The sequence below is a fragment of the Pseudescherichia sp. AS216 genome, from assembly GCF_037152055.1.
Taxonomy (GTDB): Bacteria; Pseudomonadota; Gammaproteobacteria; order Enterobacterales; family Enterobacteriaceae; genus Pseudescherichia.
Genome location: NZ_JBBCMV010000003.1, coordinates 526,820 through 547,019 on the forward strand (window position 1 = coordinate 526,820; position 20,200 = coordinate 547,019).

Sequence of the window (20,200 nt, forward strand, 5' to 3'; positions counted from 1 at the left end):
TGTTTTTATGTTGTGCTTTTATACGTTTGGTGAATACTTACGGTAATGCCTTTACTTGCAGGCCTCGTTGTTAGTAATAAAAAGCCTTGAATTAATAGTCCCATCTTATCTGAAAGATCTATTCCGTTTTCAGCTTATACAAAGCACACACACTGGAGCTATATTATGACTCTCTCAGCCAGCCCTGCGCTTCAGCAGATAGAAGCCGCTCTTCAGGTCACTTCCGGCACGTTTGAAAAAAAAAATTACCGCTCTGTTTTTGACATCACCCGCCTCTCCCGCAAACAGTTTATTACCGACAATATCGACTGGCTGGGCTCCCGCGGCGGCAGAGCCTGGGACCTGGCGACGGGCCAGGCTCAGTATATCCGCCACCTGTTCCGCGAGAATCAGCTGACCGGCCGGGTGCGGGGTGCCCTGCGGCAGGGCAGCGCCGGGGTCGGCGGCATTCAGGGGCTGGTACAGGACGGGCCGGACTGGCAGAGCCAGTTTGCCGAAAGCTGGCAGGCCTACTGTCAGTCCGGCGCTCCGGAGGCCGTGAACTCCCCGGTCAGCTACCTCACCTGGCTCTATAACCAGGCGATGCGGTTTGAACAGGAGATGACCGGCGACGGCGATATCATCCCGCTGTCCGAGCGCCGTCCGGACCTGGGCAGCATGGTGGTGGATAATGATGCCATTAACCAGCAAATACCCGCCCTGCAGCTGGTGAATGAAATTCTGGAAAACAGCATTGCCGGCAGCCTGCCCTCAGGGCAGTCCGTGGACGAAACCCTGGCAGAGACCCGCTACCCGACCCTGCTGCCATACCACTTCCCCCACGACCAGGTGGAGCTCTCCCTGCTCAGTGCCGGCGTGCCGCTTGAGGCGATTATCAGCCAGACCAGCACCGACTGGCCGTGGTTCCTCAGTGACGCCCTGACCGGGGAGAGCAGTAACAGTGCCATGGAGCTGGCCAGCGCCCTGGCCCCGGAGCAGCAGACCCTGCTGACCGAGCCGGATAACAGCACCGCCTCCGACCTGACCGGCTTCTATAAAACCAACCTCGGGCTGAACACCGCTGGTTACACGCCGTTTACTGACCTGAGCACTTTCACCCGCCAGCTGGGCATCACCGTGCCGCAGGTGGAGAAGCTGATTGCGGGGACTGCCGGGGGCAGCAGCGTGGTGGTGTCAGATAATGTGGATAAAACCGAGTATATTGCCTCACCGGACCATTACGGTGCGACATTTATTAATGTTAATGATCAACCAGTGATAGTACTGGGTGCTCCTGAACTGGGTGAGTTACATTTATCGAATACCTCTTATGTTGAAGGAAAATTTGGTCAGGGGATTCAGACCCGCAGTACTGACGACAGCTATTTTTATTTCAATCCTGAAGGGGAGGTCGCCCAGACGATGAAAGGGGACAAATCCTTTACGCTGGGCTTCTGGTTATACAGGAATAACTATACCACAGAGCGAAATCTCATTTTCAGTAATGCCGGAGATGCCAATAGTACGGCATACTCTTCAGGGTTTTATTTATCAACAGATGAGAATAATAGTAATATTGCTTTTGTCATCAATGATGATAAAGATAAGCAAATCTATAACTCCTGGAAACACACTTTAAATTGTAACAGCTGGTACTATATTGCGCTCTGCTGGGATGCCGAAACCCGGAATGCTTATTTATATACGCTAAACGATGGCTCGACTGTATCTGATGCTACTATTACGTTGAATGCTTCCAGTCTTGGCGATATCACTACCGCTCAAGGTTTTACCTGGGCCTTTAATACTCGTGGGGATTTAACACGCAATAGTAAAGCGACTGATGATACTCCGGATTTTATCTATGACGACATCGTTGTATTTGACGGTGCTCTGACTACTGAGGAGATAAATACGCTCGCCACCTCCGGCAAGCCCCTTGCGAAGACCGATATCTCCGGCTTCTCAGCGGACTGTATCTGGAACAACAGTCTGGACCAGGGGCTGAACAACCTCTCCGACGCCCGTATGGACCGCATCAACCGCATGGTGCGCCTGCAGCGCTGGCTGGGCTTATCTTATGAGGAGACCGACCTGCTGCTCAGCGCCTGTATCCGCGCCCAGGGTGCAGACAACCCCGGCTACTCACTGAACGCCGATACCCTGCGGATGCTCGGCGCATTCCGCCACTGGCAGCAGAAATATCACGTTAGCGCCTTCCAGTTTGCTGCCGTCCTGAGCCAGATTACGCCCTACGCCATCTCGCCGGCGGTGCCGTTCCTCGACCAGGTATTTAACTCGCCGTCGCTGTTTGATGAGCCGTTTGCCATTACCGGTGCCACCGTCAGCTACACCGACACCACCGGCGACAGTGCCCGTACCGTGCGCCAGATATGTGCCGGGCTGGACATCACCCAGGCCCAGTTCCGCGTGCTGGCTGATAAAGTTGCTGCCCAGCTGGGTGATGCCAGCGCCCGCACCTTCCCGCTGACGCTGGCTACCGTCTCGGCCCTCTACCGGCTGGTGATGCTCCCCCGCTGGCTGGGGCTGTCGTTTGCCGACGGCGTGGCGCTCTGCAGCCTGCTGGGGCAGGATGACAGCGTCTGGACCACCCTGGCGGGCGAACCACTGTTGTCTGCTACTGACTCCGGAGAGGGCGATATTCTGGACATCCTGATGGCGCTGGAGGCCGCCGCGCAATGGGCCAAAGAGCACAGCCTGTCGTGGGTGAAAAACTGGCTGGCGCTGCAGCCGGAGTCGAATGACCTGGTCGCCACCGCTGCCACGGTGAACTTTGTTAACGGGATTAAGCAGCAGCTTCCTGCCGCACTGCTCACCGAACAGAGCTTTACCGGAGTTACGCTGTCTGAACCGAACAATATGCTGTCAGTACCAGGTGGATACACCGCAGTTGACAGTCCCCTGGGCAACTGGCACGGCATCCTGTTCAACTCCACTCAGGGGCAGTATGCCGCCTTCCCTGAAGCCGCCAATACGCTGGCAAACGGCAGTAACAGCTACACCCTGGGTATGTGGGTGAAAGTGAAAAGCGGTGCTTCGGTCGGTTTTCCTGTACTGGCAAACGCCGCTGCCTATAACCAGAAAACCAGCTCCGGTATTTTTATTGGGCTCGGGAGCAGCTACCACCTTGAAATCAGCACCGTCTCTGATGACGGTACGACCCCGGTCGTCACCGATACCGCCAGCACCACCTGGCAGGCTGATAAATGGTTCTGGCTGGGCGTGGCCAATGATTCAGCCAGTCAGACGCTCACCGTATATGCGTATTCTGCAGACGGGACAATCACCTCTTCCGCAGCACTGAAGTATGCTGGTTCTATTCTGATGCCGGAAAGCAATGTCTGGGCGCTCAGTCAGAATGGGTTGCTGAATAATACCAGCACCCATGCCACGATGAGTTACGACGATATCACCCTGTGGGACAGCGTGCTGACTACAGATAATATCGCGACCATCGTATCCTCCGGTAAACCGGCCACGCAGACCGTGGTTGCGACACTGGAACTGCGGACCGGCATGCTATGCGACCTGATTGACAGCAACGGCCTGGTGCTGCCTGCCGCCACCGACTACGCCACCATCACCGACATGGTCAGCGCCGATATTGACGCCGCCGGTATCGTTTTTGACTCCGATGCCGACCGGCAGCAGGCGGTCGATACCCTCTCCGGTATCATCAGCCAGGCCCGGCTGACCCAGAACGACATTGCCGACAGCGCCCTGGCGCAGATGTTCAGCACCGCACAGTCGCTGCCGGCCTTCCTGCTGCAGTGGGCAAACGACAGCGAGTATCGCCTGTTATCCGATTCGTTGACCATGAACAGCGGCGAAAACCTCACTGACCCGGCGCAGGTAACGGTCGCCTACCTGGCGGACCTGTACGCCCTTGGCCAGCGGGCCGGTATCACCGCCGCCTTCAGCCTCACCCCGGCCACCCTTCACGCCTTCCTGGCTGACCCTGACTGGTTTGGCCTCAGCGACACCACCCTGTCGCTGACCCTGCTCTACCGGTTCAGCCGCTATCTTGACTGTCTGACGCTGGCGGGGCGTGAAGATGCAGTGCTGGGCTATCTGGCGTGGGTGAATGCCGCCGCCGCGCCTGACCAGACCGATGCCGCTAAAGCCCTTGCCGCCCTGCTGGACTGGGACAGCGATGAGGTCAGCGCCGCCGTCGCCGGGTTGCCCGGTGGCATGGCGAAAACCGTGGCCGACGTGGATTACGTGATGCGCCTGAAGTCGCTGTCGGCAGAGAGCGGCCTGTCGGTCACGCCACTGCTGGCCGTCGGGGCGCTGGTACCCGGCAGCATCACTGACACCTGGAGTGCCTGGCAGTCGGCCGGTGAGTCGCTGGTGGCCGCCCAGTCCGGACAGCAATAGATCAAACCTTTCACCTGCGGCGCAACGCCCTGCGGGGGGGCAGTAAAAGAACCGTGTCGGCCGCCTGCTGGCGGCCCGTTTCAGGAGGTTTTATGCAGCAGCAAAATACTTTTTCTTCAGCGGTCTCGGTCACCCCGCCCTCGCTACCGAAAGGCGGCGGTGCGCTAACGGGAATGGGGGAGTCCTTGGGACAGGCTGGTCCCACCGGGCTGGCCGGCATGTCCTTGCCGCTGCCCATCACCGCCGGACGAGGATTTGCGCCAGAGCTATCGCTTACCTACGGCAGCGGCAGCGGAAATAGCGTGTTTGGCGTAGGCTGGTTCTGCGAAACGATGCGTATTACGCGGCGAACCAGCCACGGCCTACCGCAGTATGACGAAGATGATGAGTTCCAGGGTCCGGATGATGAGGTTCTGGTAAAAGTGGACGGTACCGCCAGCGACCCCAACCCAGCCACCTGTTCCGCCTATGGCGACGTGACGCTTACGCAAACCTACTCCGTGACCCGCTACCAGCCCCGCATTGAGGGAAGCTTCAACCGTCTGGAGTACTGGTTAGGGGATGACAAAGGCGATGACTTTTGGCTGCTGCATGGCAGCGACGGCACGCTGCATCTGTTTGGTAAAACCGCCCTGGCGCGTATCAGCGACCCGCAGGCCGCCACGCACACGGCACAGTGGCTGCTGGAAGAGTCGCTTAATCCGCGGGGAGAGCACATTTACTACACTTATCTCGCGGAAAATAGCAGTGGCGTGAGCGACCACGGCCGCGATGAGAGCGCCATGCGCTATCTGAGCCAGGTGCAGTATGGTAATAAAGCGCCGGCAGCGGATCTCTATCTCTGGCGTAGCGATACCCCCACCGCCGACTGGCTGTTTACGCTGGTATTTGACTACGGTGAACGCGGTGTGAACCCCCAGACGCCACCCCTCTTTTCCACGGAGGCGGCGTGGCCTGCCCGGCAGGATCCTTTCTCCCGTTACGACTACGGGTTTGAGATCCGCGTCTATCGCCTGTGCCGTCAGATCCTGATGTTTCACCACTTTTCCGACGAGCTGGGGGAGGCAAATACGCTGGTCTCGCGCCTGCTGCTGGAGTATGACGAGAGCCCAGTGCTGACTCAGCTCACCGCTGCCCAGTCACTGGCGTATGAGTCCGATGGCTACGTGCAGTCGCTCCCACCGCTGGAGTTGCAGTACAGCCAGCCCGCCGCTAACGGCGGTGCCAGCTGGCAGCAGATGCCCGCCATGCCGGGCCTGGATAGCTGGCCTTACGCGCTGGTGGATCTCTATGGCGAGGGGCTGCCTGGCGTGCTCTGCCGCACCGGCAACGCATGGCGCTACCGTGCGCCGCAGCGGGGAGAGGAGGGCGGCGACAGCGTCGACTATGCTGACTGGCAGCTGTTACCCACCATGCCGGCGATGCAGCGCGATACCGCACGGCTGATGGATATCAACGGTGATGGCCAGCTGGATTGGGTCGTGGCCCAGCCGGGCATGGCGGGCTTCTTTACCCAGAGACCTGATAAGAGCTGGAGCGGCTTTACTCCCTTCAGCGCCCTGCCCACGGAGTTCTTCCATCCGCAGGCGCAGTTTGCTGAGCTGGTAGGCAGCGGCCTGGCCGATCTGGTGCTGATCGGGCCGTCGTCGGTGCGCCTCTATGCCAACCAGGGCGAGAGCTTTAGCGTAGGCCTCGACGTCGAACAGGAAGAGAGCATTCAGCTGCCGATCCCCTGGCGCAACGCGCGTGAGCTGGTGGTGTTTGCCGATATGCTCGGCTCTGGCCAGTCCCATCTGTGCCGCATCCGCTACAATGAGCTGACCTGCTGGCCCAACCTGGGCCGTGGTCATTTTGGTCAGCCGATAAGCCTGCCGCTGCCAGCGATTGAGGGTCTTGATGAGAGCACGTTTAACCCGGAGAACGTGCTGCTTGCGGATACCGACGGCTCAGGGGCACCTGACATCATCTATATGCAGCATGACCGGGTGCAGGTGTGGCTTAACCAGGGCGGAAATAGCTTTATCCTCGGCGAGCCGATCCTGCTGCCTGAGGGCGTGTTTTTCGATCGCCTGTGCCAGGTGACCGCAGCCGACGTGCAGGGAACCGGCATGGCAGAGCTGGTGCTCTCTGTGCCTTACATGACCCCGACCCACTGGCGCTTCCCGTTTAACAGCGCCAAGCCTTACCTGCTCAACGGCATCAATAACAACCTGGGTGCCGCTCATACCCTCTGCTATCGTAGCTCTGCCCAGTCATGGCTGGATGAAAAACAGGCCAACCCGCAGGCGGTGCCCGCGCTGCCTTTCGCTATGCAGCTGCTGGTGAAGACCCTGACGCTGGACGAGATCACCGGTAACCAGCTTAGTCAGGTGTGCCGCTACTACCAGGGTGTCTATGACGGGCGCGAACGGGAGTTTCGCGGGTTTGGCTATGTTGAGACTGAAGATACCAGTGACGATGCGCTGCCGGTAGGAGATGACACCCCCCTTGCCGCCACGCAGCTGATTAAAACCTGGTACCACTGCGGACGAGAGGAGGATGAAACCCGCCTCTACGGTAGTCCCTGGCAGGGAGACAGCGAGGCGATAATCCTCAATCCCACCCTGTTCACAACCTACCAGGATGGCCAGGACAAGGTGCTGAATGCGCCGGATGAGACGACCCGCTGGTGGCTCTACCGGGCACTGAAAGGTGCAACGCTGCGGAGTGAAACATGGGCGCAGGGAGATAGTGAAGCGCCGTACCTCTGCTCCCACCAGCGTATGCAGGTCCGGCTGGTTCAGGCGGGCGATATGCCTGTTGCCCTTGCTCTGGGGCTGGAGCAGGTCGCCAGCGGCTATGAACAGAAGGCAGACGATCCTGTGGTTGTCCAGAAGGTAACCCTGGTGTATGACGGCTATGGCGTGCCGCTGCAGCAGGTTAGCGTGGCCTACCCTCGCCGGGCATCTCATCCGCTATCGCCGTACCCGGCCAACCTGCCTGCCGATGCCTGGGACAATACCTATGACGAACAGCAGCAGATGCTGCGTCTGACGGAGGAACTTGGGTCGGTTATTCATCTTACGGATCCGCAAGGCTGGCGGTTGGGGCTGCCGGATACGCGCTGTAGCAATCAGCTGGTATACAGCAGCGTGCCCGCAGGGGGTATCAGCTATGAAACGCTGAGCGATCCGAACGGATTACTGGCCGATACGCAAACGCGCTATCTTGCCGCTCAGAGTGAGGTTATCTACCTGACTACGCCGCCGGATCTGCGAGCGCTGGTGGATCATCAGCGAACCGCCGTGCTGGACAGTACTGCGCTGCAGGCCTATGACGGGGTTGATATTCCATCAGAGTATGCCTGGGATAAGCTCGGCTACGTCTCGATGTCCGACGATGCCGATAGCCCGCTCTGGGGAACGGAGCACGATTTTGCCTATTACGCTGATGACCAGGGCGAATATCTGCCTTTTTATGCCGTGCGCAGCACCCAGGCAACGAAACTCATCTCTGCTATTACCTTACAGTATGATAGCTACATGCTCTGCATCACCGGGCAGAGCGACAGTCGCAACAGTACGACCACCGTCTGGGACTACCGGTTCCTGACCCCGTGGCGGACGATGGATATCAACGCCAATACGCAGGAAGTACAGCTGAATGCGCTGGGGCAGGCTATGGGCGGTAGCGTCTACGGGACTGAAAATGGTGGACAAAAAGTCGGGTTTGGTCTGGTTTCTGACTATCCGGTTGATGCCTCTATGAGCGTTCAGGATGCCATCGACGACGCCACTGCGGAAGGCTATGTACAGCAGCTGGCTTCGGTCAGCGTCAGCGATATGTTCAGCTGGATGGGGAGCGTGACGGAGAGCGAGGCAAACGCGGCAGCGGATGGCGGCTGGGTCTCTCTTCTGGAAAATCGCTTTATCGCCTCTGACGGGCATATCCGCTGCGCGGGGCATCAATGGGCCGCAAAAAATCCTGACGCTCCGCTGGCGAAGCTGCTGGCAGAGAGTGACCGGGTACCCGTACACAGTGCGATACTGACTGCGGATAACTATCCTGATACTGTCGATCCTGACGACGCTACCCAGCTGCTCCAGCAGACGGCTATCGTCGTGAGCTATAGCGACGGCTTTGGCCGTGCTCTGCAGCAGTGCGCTCTGGTGCCGGATGGCCAGGCCTGGCATCGGCAAGAGGATGGCGAAGTCGATACGACCGAGGTTGATGCCGCGCCGCGTTGGGCAATCTCTGGCCGAGCCGAGTATGATAATAAGGGCCAGGTAGTACGTAGCTATCAACCCTGGTTCCTTGATAGCTGGCTCTATGTCACCGATGATTCAATGCGAACCCAGGGGTATAGCGACACCCTCTACTACGACGCGCTGGGCCGTAATATCCGCACGGTCACTGCGAAAGGCTATCTGCGGCGTAATACATGGTATTCGTGGTTTACGGTCGCAGAGGATGAGAACGATACGGCGGGGTTAGCGTAAACCGTCAATGTCTGGAAAGCAAAAGCCCGCTAAAAAGCGGGCTTTTTCATGTGGCCCCCTGGCCGTCGTCAGGTGGCCAGGGGGGGGCGCCTACAGCGTCTGCTCTACGGCCTGTTCAAAGGTGCTGCCGCCGTACACCGCGGTATAGTGCACCTGTACAATGACGTCGCTCAGATTCTGCAGGATGACCTGCTGCTCATCGCTCTGGTAGCGCGGGAAGCTAAACTGCCAGTTGGAGACGGCACCGGTGCCTTCAAACGGCAGGTAGCGCTCATCGCCGAAGTTGAGCTGGAACAGCCCGCTGTCATTGAGCCCGGCCGATACCGCAATCTGCTGACTGGCACGCAGGTTGGTGACCACGTTAGCGGCGCTGCCCTTGGTGCTGTCATTGAGATAGTTCACGCCGTTGATATCCGCTTTCAGCAGGGTGCGGCTGCCGGTCTGGGTGAGGGTGGCGCGCACGTCCTGATACGGGCCGACCAGCGTGGGCAGGGATACCGTGACGCATTTGATCTGCCGCAGATAGTGACCCGGATAGTCGTTATCAAACAGGGACTCGGCGAGGCTGAAGCTGACCGTGCCATCGGTAAGGAGCGGCGCGAAACCGTCGTCACCGAGCAGTTGCTTCAGGGAGAGGGTTTTGGTCAACTCCAGGCGACGCTGGTTGCGCGACAGCCAGGCGGACTCCATCTGCTGCAGGTTCAGGGTCAGCGTTTCGCCCACCAGCAGGCCGTGGTAGCTGTCGTTCCAGGCGCTGGTCTGGATAAAGGTGCTGGTGATATCCCCCATTTCATACTGCCAGCAGGCCTGGGTGCTCAGGCACAGAGAGAGCACCGCATCATAGGCCTGGTAATAGAGGGCGGAAAGCTGCCCGGTTAACCAGTTATACAGTGACGACTGGGTGAAGCGGGTGGTCAGGAAGCTCAGGGTAGACTTCAGGTTATCCTGCTGGGCCTGGGCCAGCTGGAGCGCCGTCACCGCACCCTGGCGACGTACCGCCAGCGCATCCAGCTGGGCGTTGATGGTATCCACTTCGCACTGCGCCTGCTGATACTGGATTTGCCACTCCTCGCTGCGGCGGCGGTAGTTCTCCGACATCTCCGTCTGCTGGGCGGCGAGGTTGATAATATCCCCGGTCATCTGCAGCACAATACCTGCGGCAAGGGTTGGCGCGCCAACGTCCGCCCCACCGACTGAGAAACCAAAGATATTTGGAATGGTCTTCAATGCCATACCGGCGGTGAGCAGCGGCGAGGCGGCGGTTATCGAGGCGCTGGCGCTGTCGCGCAGGGCCATGGCGCTGGCTTCCCCGGCGGAAACGCCATTGCTGTAGAGCGCAAAATAGTGGTCGTACCGCTGCTGCGCCGTGGTCCGGCTGGCTTCCAGCGCCGTTTTGTCCTGGTCCAGGGCATCAATGGCGTTTTGCTGCAGGTCCAGGGTGTAGGCGGAGAGGTTCAGCGCCAACTGGGTGTCCAGCTCCTGCAGGCCGGTGGCATCCTGACGCTCATAGTAGCTGAGCAGGGTCTGACCGAACTGGCTCAGGGTTGAGACGGCCGCGCGGGTGCTTTGCAGCATAGTGGTAAAACGGTACGGTGGAATGGCGACCGCCAGGCCGGATGAGGCGGCGATCAGCGATCCGCCCTGTACGCTTTGTTCCATCAGGATCGTCGGGTTTACCGGCGGGGCATACAGCGGCACGGTCATCGGCAGGCCGTCGATGGTCAGCTGATGACGCAGGTTATACAGACGAGAATCCAGCGTGTTCCAGTAGCCCAGCAGCTGGGAGTTGACCGGCGCCATAAAGCTGTCGCCGGTGGCAACATCTGCAGCAACGCTGTACTGCCCGACGAAAGCAGGCAGCGCCGTTACTTGCTGTTCGTAGCCAGCCAGGGCTGCGCTATTGGCGTTGTTGTCGGCGAGTTCAGTCAGTGTCTCTGGCTCCCAGTTATTAACAATGACCGTATCCGGACGGAGGCCGAGCAGAACCTTCACCTGACCATACTGCAGGCGGGCCAGGCTCAGGCCATCATTAGTCAGCAGGCGATAGCTGGCATCCGCAGCGGCCATCAGGCTACTGACGTAGGCCATAAACACCGATTTCTGGTAGTGTACCGGGCTGGCAGAGGCCAGCGCATCCGGGTCGGTGGTCAGCCAGACCGCGGTGGCCTGGGCGGCGGACGATGCGGTTTCTACCAGCGGGCGCACGCTCCAGTAATCCGGTTCCGGATACTGTTTACGGATATCGCTGCTGTTGTCACGGCCGCGGGCCGACGGATCGAAGATATAGCTGTACCAGCTCAGCGAATCCCCGTACTGTTGCTCCTGATTGAGTCGCCAGGCAACCAGGTACGGCATATAGAAGAACAGCTCCCAGAAGTAGATGCCGTTGGCGCCGCTGAAGTCCATGGGTACGGCCGTCGAGTTAGTCATACCGGGTTCCAGGGTGAGTTGGGTATCCCAGTTAAGTAATGCCTTGATGCTGGCGCTGGCTTTATTGATTAACTCTTTGGCAAAGAGGGTGTTGAGGCGAATCGGATTAATCGCCTTCCCGCTATCAAAATTACCCTTAAAATCCAGAAATAGGACCATCCCTAAATTAGGATCGGTTCTGGATGAAACATGAGGCGTAACTACAATATCCTCTGGCTTGCTTAAGGTAATCTCATATTCTTGATGGACGGTCTTCCCCAAATTATTGGTATACCCAAAAGCAATATAGCGCACAATTTTTGTATTATTTAGCTCTGCATCTGTAAAGTCTGAAATATTATAAGTCCAGCTGTCTTGTGAAGCTGGAAAATCATTTTGCGATATATTTAATAGTAACAAGCTACTGCTAGCACCCCATGCATCAGTTGAGGTGTTGCTGAACGTTTGAAAACGCCAGGGAGTTGTCATTAAACCAGTGAATGGTGCGGAGTAATAGCTGGGGGTAATACTCTGGTTGTCACCGATTCCATAAGTGATTTGCCACTCTTTATTTTCAATGTCTACGTTGAAATTAATTTTTTCGTTAGAAAGATCATAAGTGCCGTGATCCGCATAGTAAATTTTAGATAGGGGGGCTGTATGCCAACCTACAGACCTGTCATCAGGATTGTATAAGGCAAGGATATCTATTTTTTCAGTTAACGTAGTGTAAAGGATCATATCATAAAATTCCCCTTTCGCAGGGGCAACTTTAAAATTAACGCTTCCACAGATGGTTGAACTACCGTTACCCGTTAATAGATCAAGAGTGGTAGAATAAATATCGGCAGTGGCTGTATTCACAGACTGGGGGATTTTCCCTTCAAGGGTAAATGTATTTTTACTATTGTAACTCACGTTGAAATTATCTTTCGTCAGCGCAGGCAGGGTTATGTATCCGGCGAAATCACTAATACTCTCCTCAGTTTCCAGGATAACATTTTCTACAGAAAATAAGCTAGTAAATTTCGCCTGTACATATTGTTGTGCATCGCTATCACCGCTGACAGGAGAGTAGTATTGTAAGTAGGTCGCAAGCAACGTTGGAATATCATTTCCTTCACTATCTTTTTCCGTGCTTTTAGATTCAATTTTTTCAATATTGAACCAATAATCAATACTGATTGAAAAGTCATTGTAGCCCGCGATAAGACTCCCGTTGATACCATCATACAGGGAGACTGTCAAAATATTATCTGTCTGATTGTACAAACTGGCCGTGCAGAGAGTTGAGGTGTTAAACAGAGAATCACAGTAAGCATCATGATTGCCAGAACTATTATTATCTACCGATTGTAATTTATAAGGCGAAGACCAGTTATTACTAAAGTCGCTATAGGAGGAGTAGGCGGAAATCGCGTCGTAAGTCTCACCTTCGGCACTATTACCTACATTCCCGGCTTTTGCCCGTTCAAACCAGAAAAGATAGAGTCGATTGTTAAAATAGGTTAACCTGGGTATACCTTGTAATGCCTCCTCATCAATCGCGGTATTCATCGGATACCACTCCGACCAGGCGCTGGTCGATACTACGTTATCCACGTTTTGGCTCATATCAAACGAACGCCAGTAGTACTGCACCGGTGAAGTAGTGGACTTGCCAAGGAGATAATAGATACCGTTCGTCTGATCGGCACTGTCCAGATAGCCACTCACAATCGTCAGGTTTGCTACCTGCTCAAACTTATTCAGGTAGTTCATCACCGCCTGCTGCGCCGTATCGCTGTTGATGGTGTTCTGGTTCAGATCGGTGATCAGATCCTTAAAGTAGGCGGTCTGGCTCTGGCGCAGGGTCGGATCAATATAGTTCTCCGGATAGGTATCCAGCTCGACTTCACCGGCCCAGACGTCGTACTGACTCAGTCCCCCCTTCCAGTTACTGATGCTGGTCTGGTCCAGGTTCTGGGTATGGTAGCCTGGCTCCATGTTCATGGTGATGCCGTTGATATACTGCTGGATGCTGGACATCGCCTGCGCCACCCGGGCGGTGGGGACGGCGTTGCTGACCAGTGGGTCAATCAGCAGGTACTCGTAGACGTCTTCCGGGGTCTGTACCAGGTTGGTCAGGTCGCTATTACCACTGGCCGGAACATACTGTCCCAGATAGTAGGAGAGCAGCGCGTCGCGCTGGCGTTCGTTCAGGGAAGCTGCAATATCAATACTCATAGTGTCTCACCTTATTGTGAAATAAATTGTCGCGGCACGGCGTGCTGTGCCGCATAACACGGGGTAGAGCTACTGTTACTTTCCGGACAGGGTGGCCACCAGCGACTCACCGGCTCTGCCGCCGCGGGAGCCCAGCCAGTCGATATTGTCGGTAATAAACTGTTTGCGGGAGAGGCGGGTGATGTCAAAAACAGAGCGGTAATTTTTTTTTCAAACGTGCCGGAGGCGACCTGAAGAGCGGCTTCTATCTGCTGAAGCGCAGGGCTGGCTGTCTGATTTGTCATGACTGCTCCTGTTAATTAACAGACTGGGTTGATTTAAATGGTTCATAGACCGCAGTTGCGGGTGCGTGAAACAGACAGCGTCATGCCAAAATGGATATTGGCAATATCGTCGCCCTAATGCTGATTTTCATGCGTTTATGTGAAGTGATTTTTGGGAAAGTATAAAAAAAGAAATGAGGTAAGCGTTGTGCAAAAAAATGAGCAGTAATGCGTGCAAAGAGCACAGGTCGAGTACTCCTCTGGGGAATGTTTTTTGGCAGGCATCGTTATGATATTGATATAAAGCAGGTATTTATTAACGGAGGGGGATGTTTTTACAGGCGGTAGAAATGATGGGTAGTAATGATGTTAACTATGTTTATGGCTGTAATGAAGGAATTTTTTATATTACGGATGGGGAACTGATGAAGGATATAGAGCAGTCGCTCTGCAATTGAACTGCAGTGACTCTAAATAAGACAGGATGAGTGGCATAGAAACACGAATTTGGCTCCTCTGACTGGACTCGAACCAGTGACATACGGATTAACAGTCCGCCGTTCTACCGACTGAACTACAGAGGAATCGTGTGAACGGGGTGAATACTAGCGGCGGCGGATCGGCTTGTCAAAGGGTGGATTGCAATTCGGTATTCGTTTGCTGAGAATTACAGCAATCTGGCGTATTCATCAGCAAAAACGATGGCTGTGCACCAGCGCGGTGCAAATCTACCCCTTATGGGGCAGTGTAGCCAGCCTGTTCTTACTAATGCTAACGTGCAGGTAATCAGAAACTCTTATTATCCAGCCTGTTAGACAGAATCAAAACGACTTTTTAAAAATTGGCAAGCATCTTGCAAATCCTCCGATAAGACATGTGTATGCATCAACTTACGCTTTTTGTACCGGAGGCAAAATGAACTTCAGACGACTCAAGTATTTCGTGAAAATCGTTGATATCGGTAGCCTGACCCAGGCCGCTGAGGTGTTACATATCGCCCAGCCCGCACTGAGTCAGCAGGTGGCAACGCTTGAGGGAGAGATGGATCAGCAGCTGTTAATCCGTACCAAGCGTGGCGTAACGCCAACCGAAGCCGGAAAAATTCTCTATACTCACGCGCGCACCATCCTGCGTCAGTGCGAACAAGCCCAGCTGGCAGTGAACAACGTCGGCCAGACCCTGCGCGGGCAGGTGGCTATTGGCCTTGCACCCGGCACTGCGGCATCGTCCATTACCATGCCTTTGTTACAGGCGGTACGCAACGCGCTGCCGGATGTTATCGTTTATCTGCATGAAAACAGCGGTACCGATCTTAACGACAAGCTGATCGGCGGCCAGCTCGATATGGCGGTGCTCTATGAGCGTGCACCAGCGGAGGGGATAGCCAGCCAGGCGCTGCTAAAAGAGGATCTCTACCTGGTTGGAACCCGAGATTGCCCGGGGCAGAGCGTCGATCTCACCGCCGTGGCAGAGATGAACCTCTTCCTGCCGCGCGACTACAGCGCGGTGCGCCTGCGGGTGGACGAGGCGTTCTCCCTGCGTCGCCTGACCGCTAAAATCATTGGCGAAATTGAGTCGATTACCACCTTAACCGCAGCGATTGCCAGCGGCATGGGGGTAACGGTCCTGCCGGAATCTGCTGCTCGCTCGTTGTGCAGTGCTGCAAACGGCTGGATGGCACGGATTACGGCCCCCTCGATGAGCCTGCCGCTGTCGCTCAACACCTCTGCGCACGGGCCACTCTCACCCCAGGCGCAGGCGGTAAAAGACATTCTGATGTCCCTGGTCAGTCGGCCTACTCTGGAGAACCGCGAGCTGCTGCTGGTAAGCTAGCTTTATTCTATAAAAGAATAAGATACGGGTTTTTATTATTTGTCCTGCCAGGCCTCAGACTTTAACAATAGCGACATGTCTGATGGCTCTGGAGGGCAGGATGAATTTCCAGCAACTAAAAATTATCCGTGAAGCGGCGCGTCGGGACTTCAACCTGACGGAAGTCGCCAATATGCTCTACACGTCGCAGTCCGGCGTTAGCCGCCATATTCGCGAGCTGGAAGAGGAGCTGGGAATTGAGATCTTCATCCGCCGAGGAAAACGCCTGCTGGGTATGACCGAACCGGGCAAAGCACTGCTGGCGATCGCCGAACGGATCCTCAACGAAGCAAGCAACGTCCGTCGCCTTGCCGATCTCTTTACCAACGATACCTCGGGCGTCTTAACCGTTGCCACAACACATACCCAGGCACGTTACAGCCTGCCACCGGTGATCAAAGCCTTTCGCGCGCTCTTTCCCGAGGTTCGACTCGAACTTATTCAGGGCACGCCGCAGGAGATTGAGTCTCTGCTGCACAACGGCGGGGCGGATATCGGTATTGCCAGCGAGCGCCTGAGTAACGATCCTGCCCTGGTGGCCTTCCCGTGGTTCCGCTGGCATCACAGCCTGCTCATTCCAGAGGATCATCCGCTCGCTCACGCCTCGCCGCTCACCCTGGAGGAGATTAGCCGCTGGCCGCTGATTACCTACCGACAGGGTATTACCGGCCGCTCACGCATTGATGAGGCCTTTGGCCGCAAGGAGCTGATCCCGGACGTGGTGCTGAGCGCCCAGGATTCGGACGTGATCAAAACCTACGTTGAGCTGGGGCTGGGGGTCGGCATCGTTGCTGAACAGTCGAGCAGCGAGCAGGAGACCGGAACGCTGATCCGTCTCGATACCCGCCATCTCTTTGACGCCAATACCGTCTGGCTGGGGCTTAAGCGCGGACAGCTGCAGCGTAACTATGTCTGGCGTTTTATTGAGCTGTGCAACGCGGGACTCTCCGTCGAGGATATTAAGCGTCAGGTCATGGAGCCGGACGAAATAGCGTTGGATTATCAGATTTAATTATATGTTAAGCCCGGTTAATTACGGGCTTGCTATTTTAAATGACTAAATATTGCAGTTCAAACTCCTCTTATTGACCCACTTCTTCTGCATTAATTTCTTACTATTCGCCTTATAAAATCAACAAGGCGAAAAACGATGAATCATATTTCTTATCCCACTCTCTCCTCATTAGTAATGGCTGCAGCTGACGCGCTCTATATTGACTGCTCTACGGGAGCGCCTGCATGGGCGAATACCAGTGCGGCGATGAAACCCTTTAATACGGTTAAGCTTGCGGGTACGCCCGGCGCGCCAGTAACGGTTTCGCTGGATGGCAGCGGTGTTTTTAACATTAACGGTTATAAAACCTGGAGCGGCAATCTTGATCGAAGCGGCGCGCTTGAACTTCAGGTATTCAGCCTGCAAACAGGGCTTGTTTCGCTAAGCGCCTATGTCACCAATAACCCAGCCATAAGCGCTAGCGGCAGCATGACGTTCAACAATTATACGGCGGGGGCTAATGTATTAACGCATTATGCCATTGTTACCAGCGCCGCAGCCGATGGCACTATGCGTAACAGCGTCTATATCACTACGGATATCACCCCCGGGGTGGACTATGCCCGTTTTCAGATCACCAACTCCACTACGGCGCGTTTCGTTGGGACCCAGCTTCCGCAAACCGCGAACGTTCTGCTGTACGACGACGGCACCGCCAGCATTGATCTGATTAATTCTGTCGCTGAAAGCGTCACCCTAACAATAAGTTTACCTCAGGCCTCTGGCTCAACGGTAATCGACAGCTGTGTCTTTGTAACCTTCCCTCCGCTAGAAAATTTACGCTAAACCATCGCGTGCGATACCCAGGAGTTTATTATGAATGAAAACGTTATGGCCGATACCAGTACCCTGGTGTTCTATTCTGAACCTAATATGGCGGGCGTGCCTATTCAGGTGAAACATGGTTCACTGGGAATGATTGCCACCTCAGCCAATAGCTGGCGAGAAAAATCGGTCTCTATTTTAGGAACCGACAATTTACACGCTTATATTAGCAGCAGCGTTGAAACCGGCATGATGGCGAAAAGTTATTTTAACCATGTCGAAAAGATGGTAACCGCCAGCATCAGCTCTCTACAACAGGCCTTCCCCTTACCCCAATATACGCTGGGGTTTATTGGCGTTGATAGCGATCTGGCTACGCTGGTCAGGCTGGAGCTGGATTATTCTGCAACCAGCGACCAGCCTGATACGCTGGCCGCTACCTGGTTACTGCCGGAAAGTATGTCGCAGCAGACTACGCTCTCGCTGCCTAATCTCCCCGGTGCGCTGGGCTTTGTCGGGACCGTGCCCGGGAGTCACACTCAAGTCAGCGCGCTGTATGGCATTTTCGATGCTGCTACGGGTGAGGTACAGTGGACGGGCAGCGGCTCGCTGACGATCGCCTGGGATGGCTCGCTTGTCTCTTTAACCGATATCACAGGATTCCCCTCTGGCTGGAGCTTCAGCGCGCCGGTGATGCAACCAGACGGCAGCTGGCTCGTCCAGTTGGGTAATGGCCCGGCGATAGACAGCGGCATTTTATATAGCCAGCCTAACTATGGGGGCAGCGCTGAGGCCCTCTATCCCCATCAGCTTATCTCTGTTAATAGCGGAACCGGCTGGATCTGGCAATCCGTTAAGCTCAATGCCATGCCCGTGCTGCTCCTGTCCGCCTTTAACCCCATCGACAGCGCCTATCGTTTTACCCACTATCAAATGCTGCGCTTGATCGACAATACCTCGGATTTTAGCAGTGCGTTTGGCACAGGCGCGCTGCCTGCCCAGCTGCTGTCGCTGGATAACGGTGATGTACAGATAGACGTTCAGCTACGGACGACCGGCAGCAGCGACAGCGCGCTGGTGATGACCCAACGCTATCCGCTCGGTTTCAGTACCTTTGCTGATACTGCTCATGAAGGCGTGCTGGCGATTGTGCCGTCGAGCGGCGCGTTGCAAACGGTACAGGTAAGCTACGGGGCGCTTAACGGCAGCGGGCAGTTTGTTGCCGCTGGCGCTGGTACGCTGACGGCCCGCTATAACGGTGCCATACCCGTCGTGACGCCAGGGGGGGATCTCCCCGCTAGCTGGAACTTTAGCCTGGCGGAAAAACAGAGCGATGGCCGCTGGCTGGTCACGCTAACGGATGCCGCCGAGGCCTCTCTCTCGGTGATGGGCGCGCGCTCCAGCCGTGGGGCCGACTGGCTCTACTCAGAAAAACGCTGCCTGGTGGCTTTAGAGAGTAACGGGCAGAGTGTGGTTACCGCAGAGTGGCAGTATGAAGGGGAGAGTACCTTCCAGAGCACGCGCTATTTTATTGATACCGAGCCGCAGAAAAAGCTGACTGTTTCACTCGCTGGCGCGTCGACCGTGCTGAACGAAAGCAACGTTCTGGGGAATACCGGGGCCGTTGTCGCCAGGAGTGATAGCGGCACGGTAAGCGCATGGGGCCAAAGCGCGTCGGGCGGTTCATCACCGGCCTCTACCTTCAATACTCGCGTAACGGCAATCAGCGCCACCCTTCATGCATTTGCTGCCTGCAACCAGAGCGGTGAACTCTTTGCCTGGGGCGAGCCCAGCAAGGGGGGCAGCCTGCCGTCTATGCTAGCCAACCGTAGCGGCTGGAATATGCTGGCGGCTTCAGGTGGCATGTTCGTGGCGCGTAACGTCAATTCGCCCTATATCGCCGCATGGGGAGACAATACCTATGGTCAACTCAATGTTCCCTTAGCGGTGAGCACCCTGGGCGACGTTGTCCAGATCCAGTGCAATGATTACGCCTGCGCAGTGCTCAATGCCCGCGGCCAGGTCTACGGCTGGGGAAGCGAAAACTACGGCGGAAACGTACCCTCACACATTGCGCAGCTTACGGACATCGTTGAAATCAGCGCCAGCGCCTCCGCATTTTGTGCACGCAGACGCAACGGTGCGGTTGTTGCCTGGGGGCAGGGGAGCTATGGAGGCAACGTGCCCGCCCATATCGCTTCGCTTACCAATATCGCCAGCGTTTACGGGTGCTATAGCGGCTTCTGCGCATTGCAAACCTCCGGGACGGTGGTGTCATGGGGCTCGCCAGCTATCGCCCCTGCGCCAGCGCTCAGTAACGTCGTACACGTTCAGGGTACCGAGTATGCCTTCTGCGCCCTGCAGAGCAGCGGCTCTGTGTATGCGTGGGGAGATAGCGCGGCCGGGGGAGCATTACCGGCAGAGATTGCCCAGCTAACGGACGTTGTCGCGTTAAGCGCCACGGCAACAGCGTTCGCTGTCCTGAGAAAAAACGGTGCGGTTAATAGCTGGGGCGACAGTGCGGCGGGAGGCGATAGCGCTGCGGCGATCTCCGCCCTGGCTTCCGGCGTTAAAGGCGTCTACTCAGGCGGATCGGTATTTATAGCGATTAAAGACGACAGCACCCTTGTCGCGTGGGGCAATAGCGCAGACGGGGGAAGTACGGGAGCGATCCCGACTGAGCTACAGGGCGCGGTATCTTATTTTTCATCTGAATCTGCGTAGATATAGAACGTTATCAAAATAACCTTATAAAA

Annotated in this window: 7 protein-coding genes and 1 tRNA gene; 6 read left to right on the forward strand and 2 right to left on the reverse strand. The window is 56.0% G+C overall.

Annotated elements, in window-relative coordinates:
• Positions 1-165 precede the first annotated feature (165 nt).
• Positions 166-4,377, forward strand: a complete 4,212-nt coding sequence (locus tag WFN61_RS11775) for a Tc toxin subunit A (RefSeq protein ID WP_436880894.1) — start codon at positions 166-168, stop codon at positions 4,375-4,377.
• A gap of 92 nt (positions 4,378-4,469) precedes the next feature.
• A complete protein-coding gene (locus WFN61_RS11780; protein ID WP_337038705.1) occupies positions 4,470-8,855 on the forward strand; it encodes a SpvB/TcaC N-terminal domain-containing protein in 4,386 nt (1,461 codons plus the stop codon).
• 90 nt (positions 8,856-8,945) lie between these two features.
• Here WFN61_RS11780 and WFN61_RS11785 read toward each other — a convergent pair whose 3' ends face one another.
• Both WFN61_RS11785 and WFN61_RS11790 read right to left on the reverse strand, forming a co-directional pair.
• A complete protein-coding gene (locus tag WFN61_RS11785; RefSeq protein ID WP_337038706.1) occupies positions 8,946-13,490 on the reverse strand; it encodes a neuraminidase-like domain-containing protein in 4,545 nt (1,514 codons plus the stop codon).
• A gap of 771 nt (positions 13,491-14,261) precedes the next feature.
• Positions 14,262-14,337: transfer RNA gene (locus WFN61_RS11790), tRNA-Asn, on the reverse strand.
• 331 nt (positions 14,338-14,668) lie between these two features.
• Between WFN61_RS11790 and nac the strand changes: the two genes are divergently transcribed.
• The 4 genes from nac to WFN61_RS11810 all read left to right on the forward strand — a co-directional run bounded on the left by nac (position 14,669) and on the right by WFN61_RS11810 (position 20,168).
• Positions 14,669-15,586: a nitrogen assimilation transcriptional regulator NAC gene (nac, locus tag WFN61_RS11795; protein ID WP_144817296.1), complete on the forward strand. Its 918-nt coding sequence runs from the start codon at positions 14,669-14,671 to the stop codon at positions 15,584-15,586.
• Between the two features lie 100 nt (positions 15,587-15,686).
• Positions 15,687-16,637 (forward strand): HTH-type transcriptional regulator Cbl, encoded by a 951-nt coding sequence (cbl, locus tag WFN61_RS11800; protein WP_144817297.1) that lies wholly within the window; start codon positions 15,687-15,689, stop codon positions 16,635-16,637.
• Positions 16,638-16,775: 138 nt separating this feature from the next.
• Positions 16,776-17,465, forward strand: a complete 690-nt coding sequence (locus WFN61_RS11805) for a hypothetical protein (RefSeq protein WP_312928473.1) — start codon at positions 16,776-16,778, stop codon at positions 17,463-17,465.
• 30 nt (positions 17,466-17,495) lie between these two features.
• On the forward strand, positions 17,496-20,168 hold the full coding sequence (locus WFN61_RS11810; protein ID WP_337038707.1) for an RCC1 domain-containing protein: 2,673 nt from the start codon (positions 17,496-17,498) through the stop codon (positions 20,166-20,168).
• Positions 20,169-20,200: the final 32 nt, after the last annotated feature.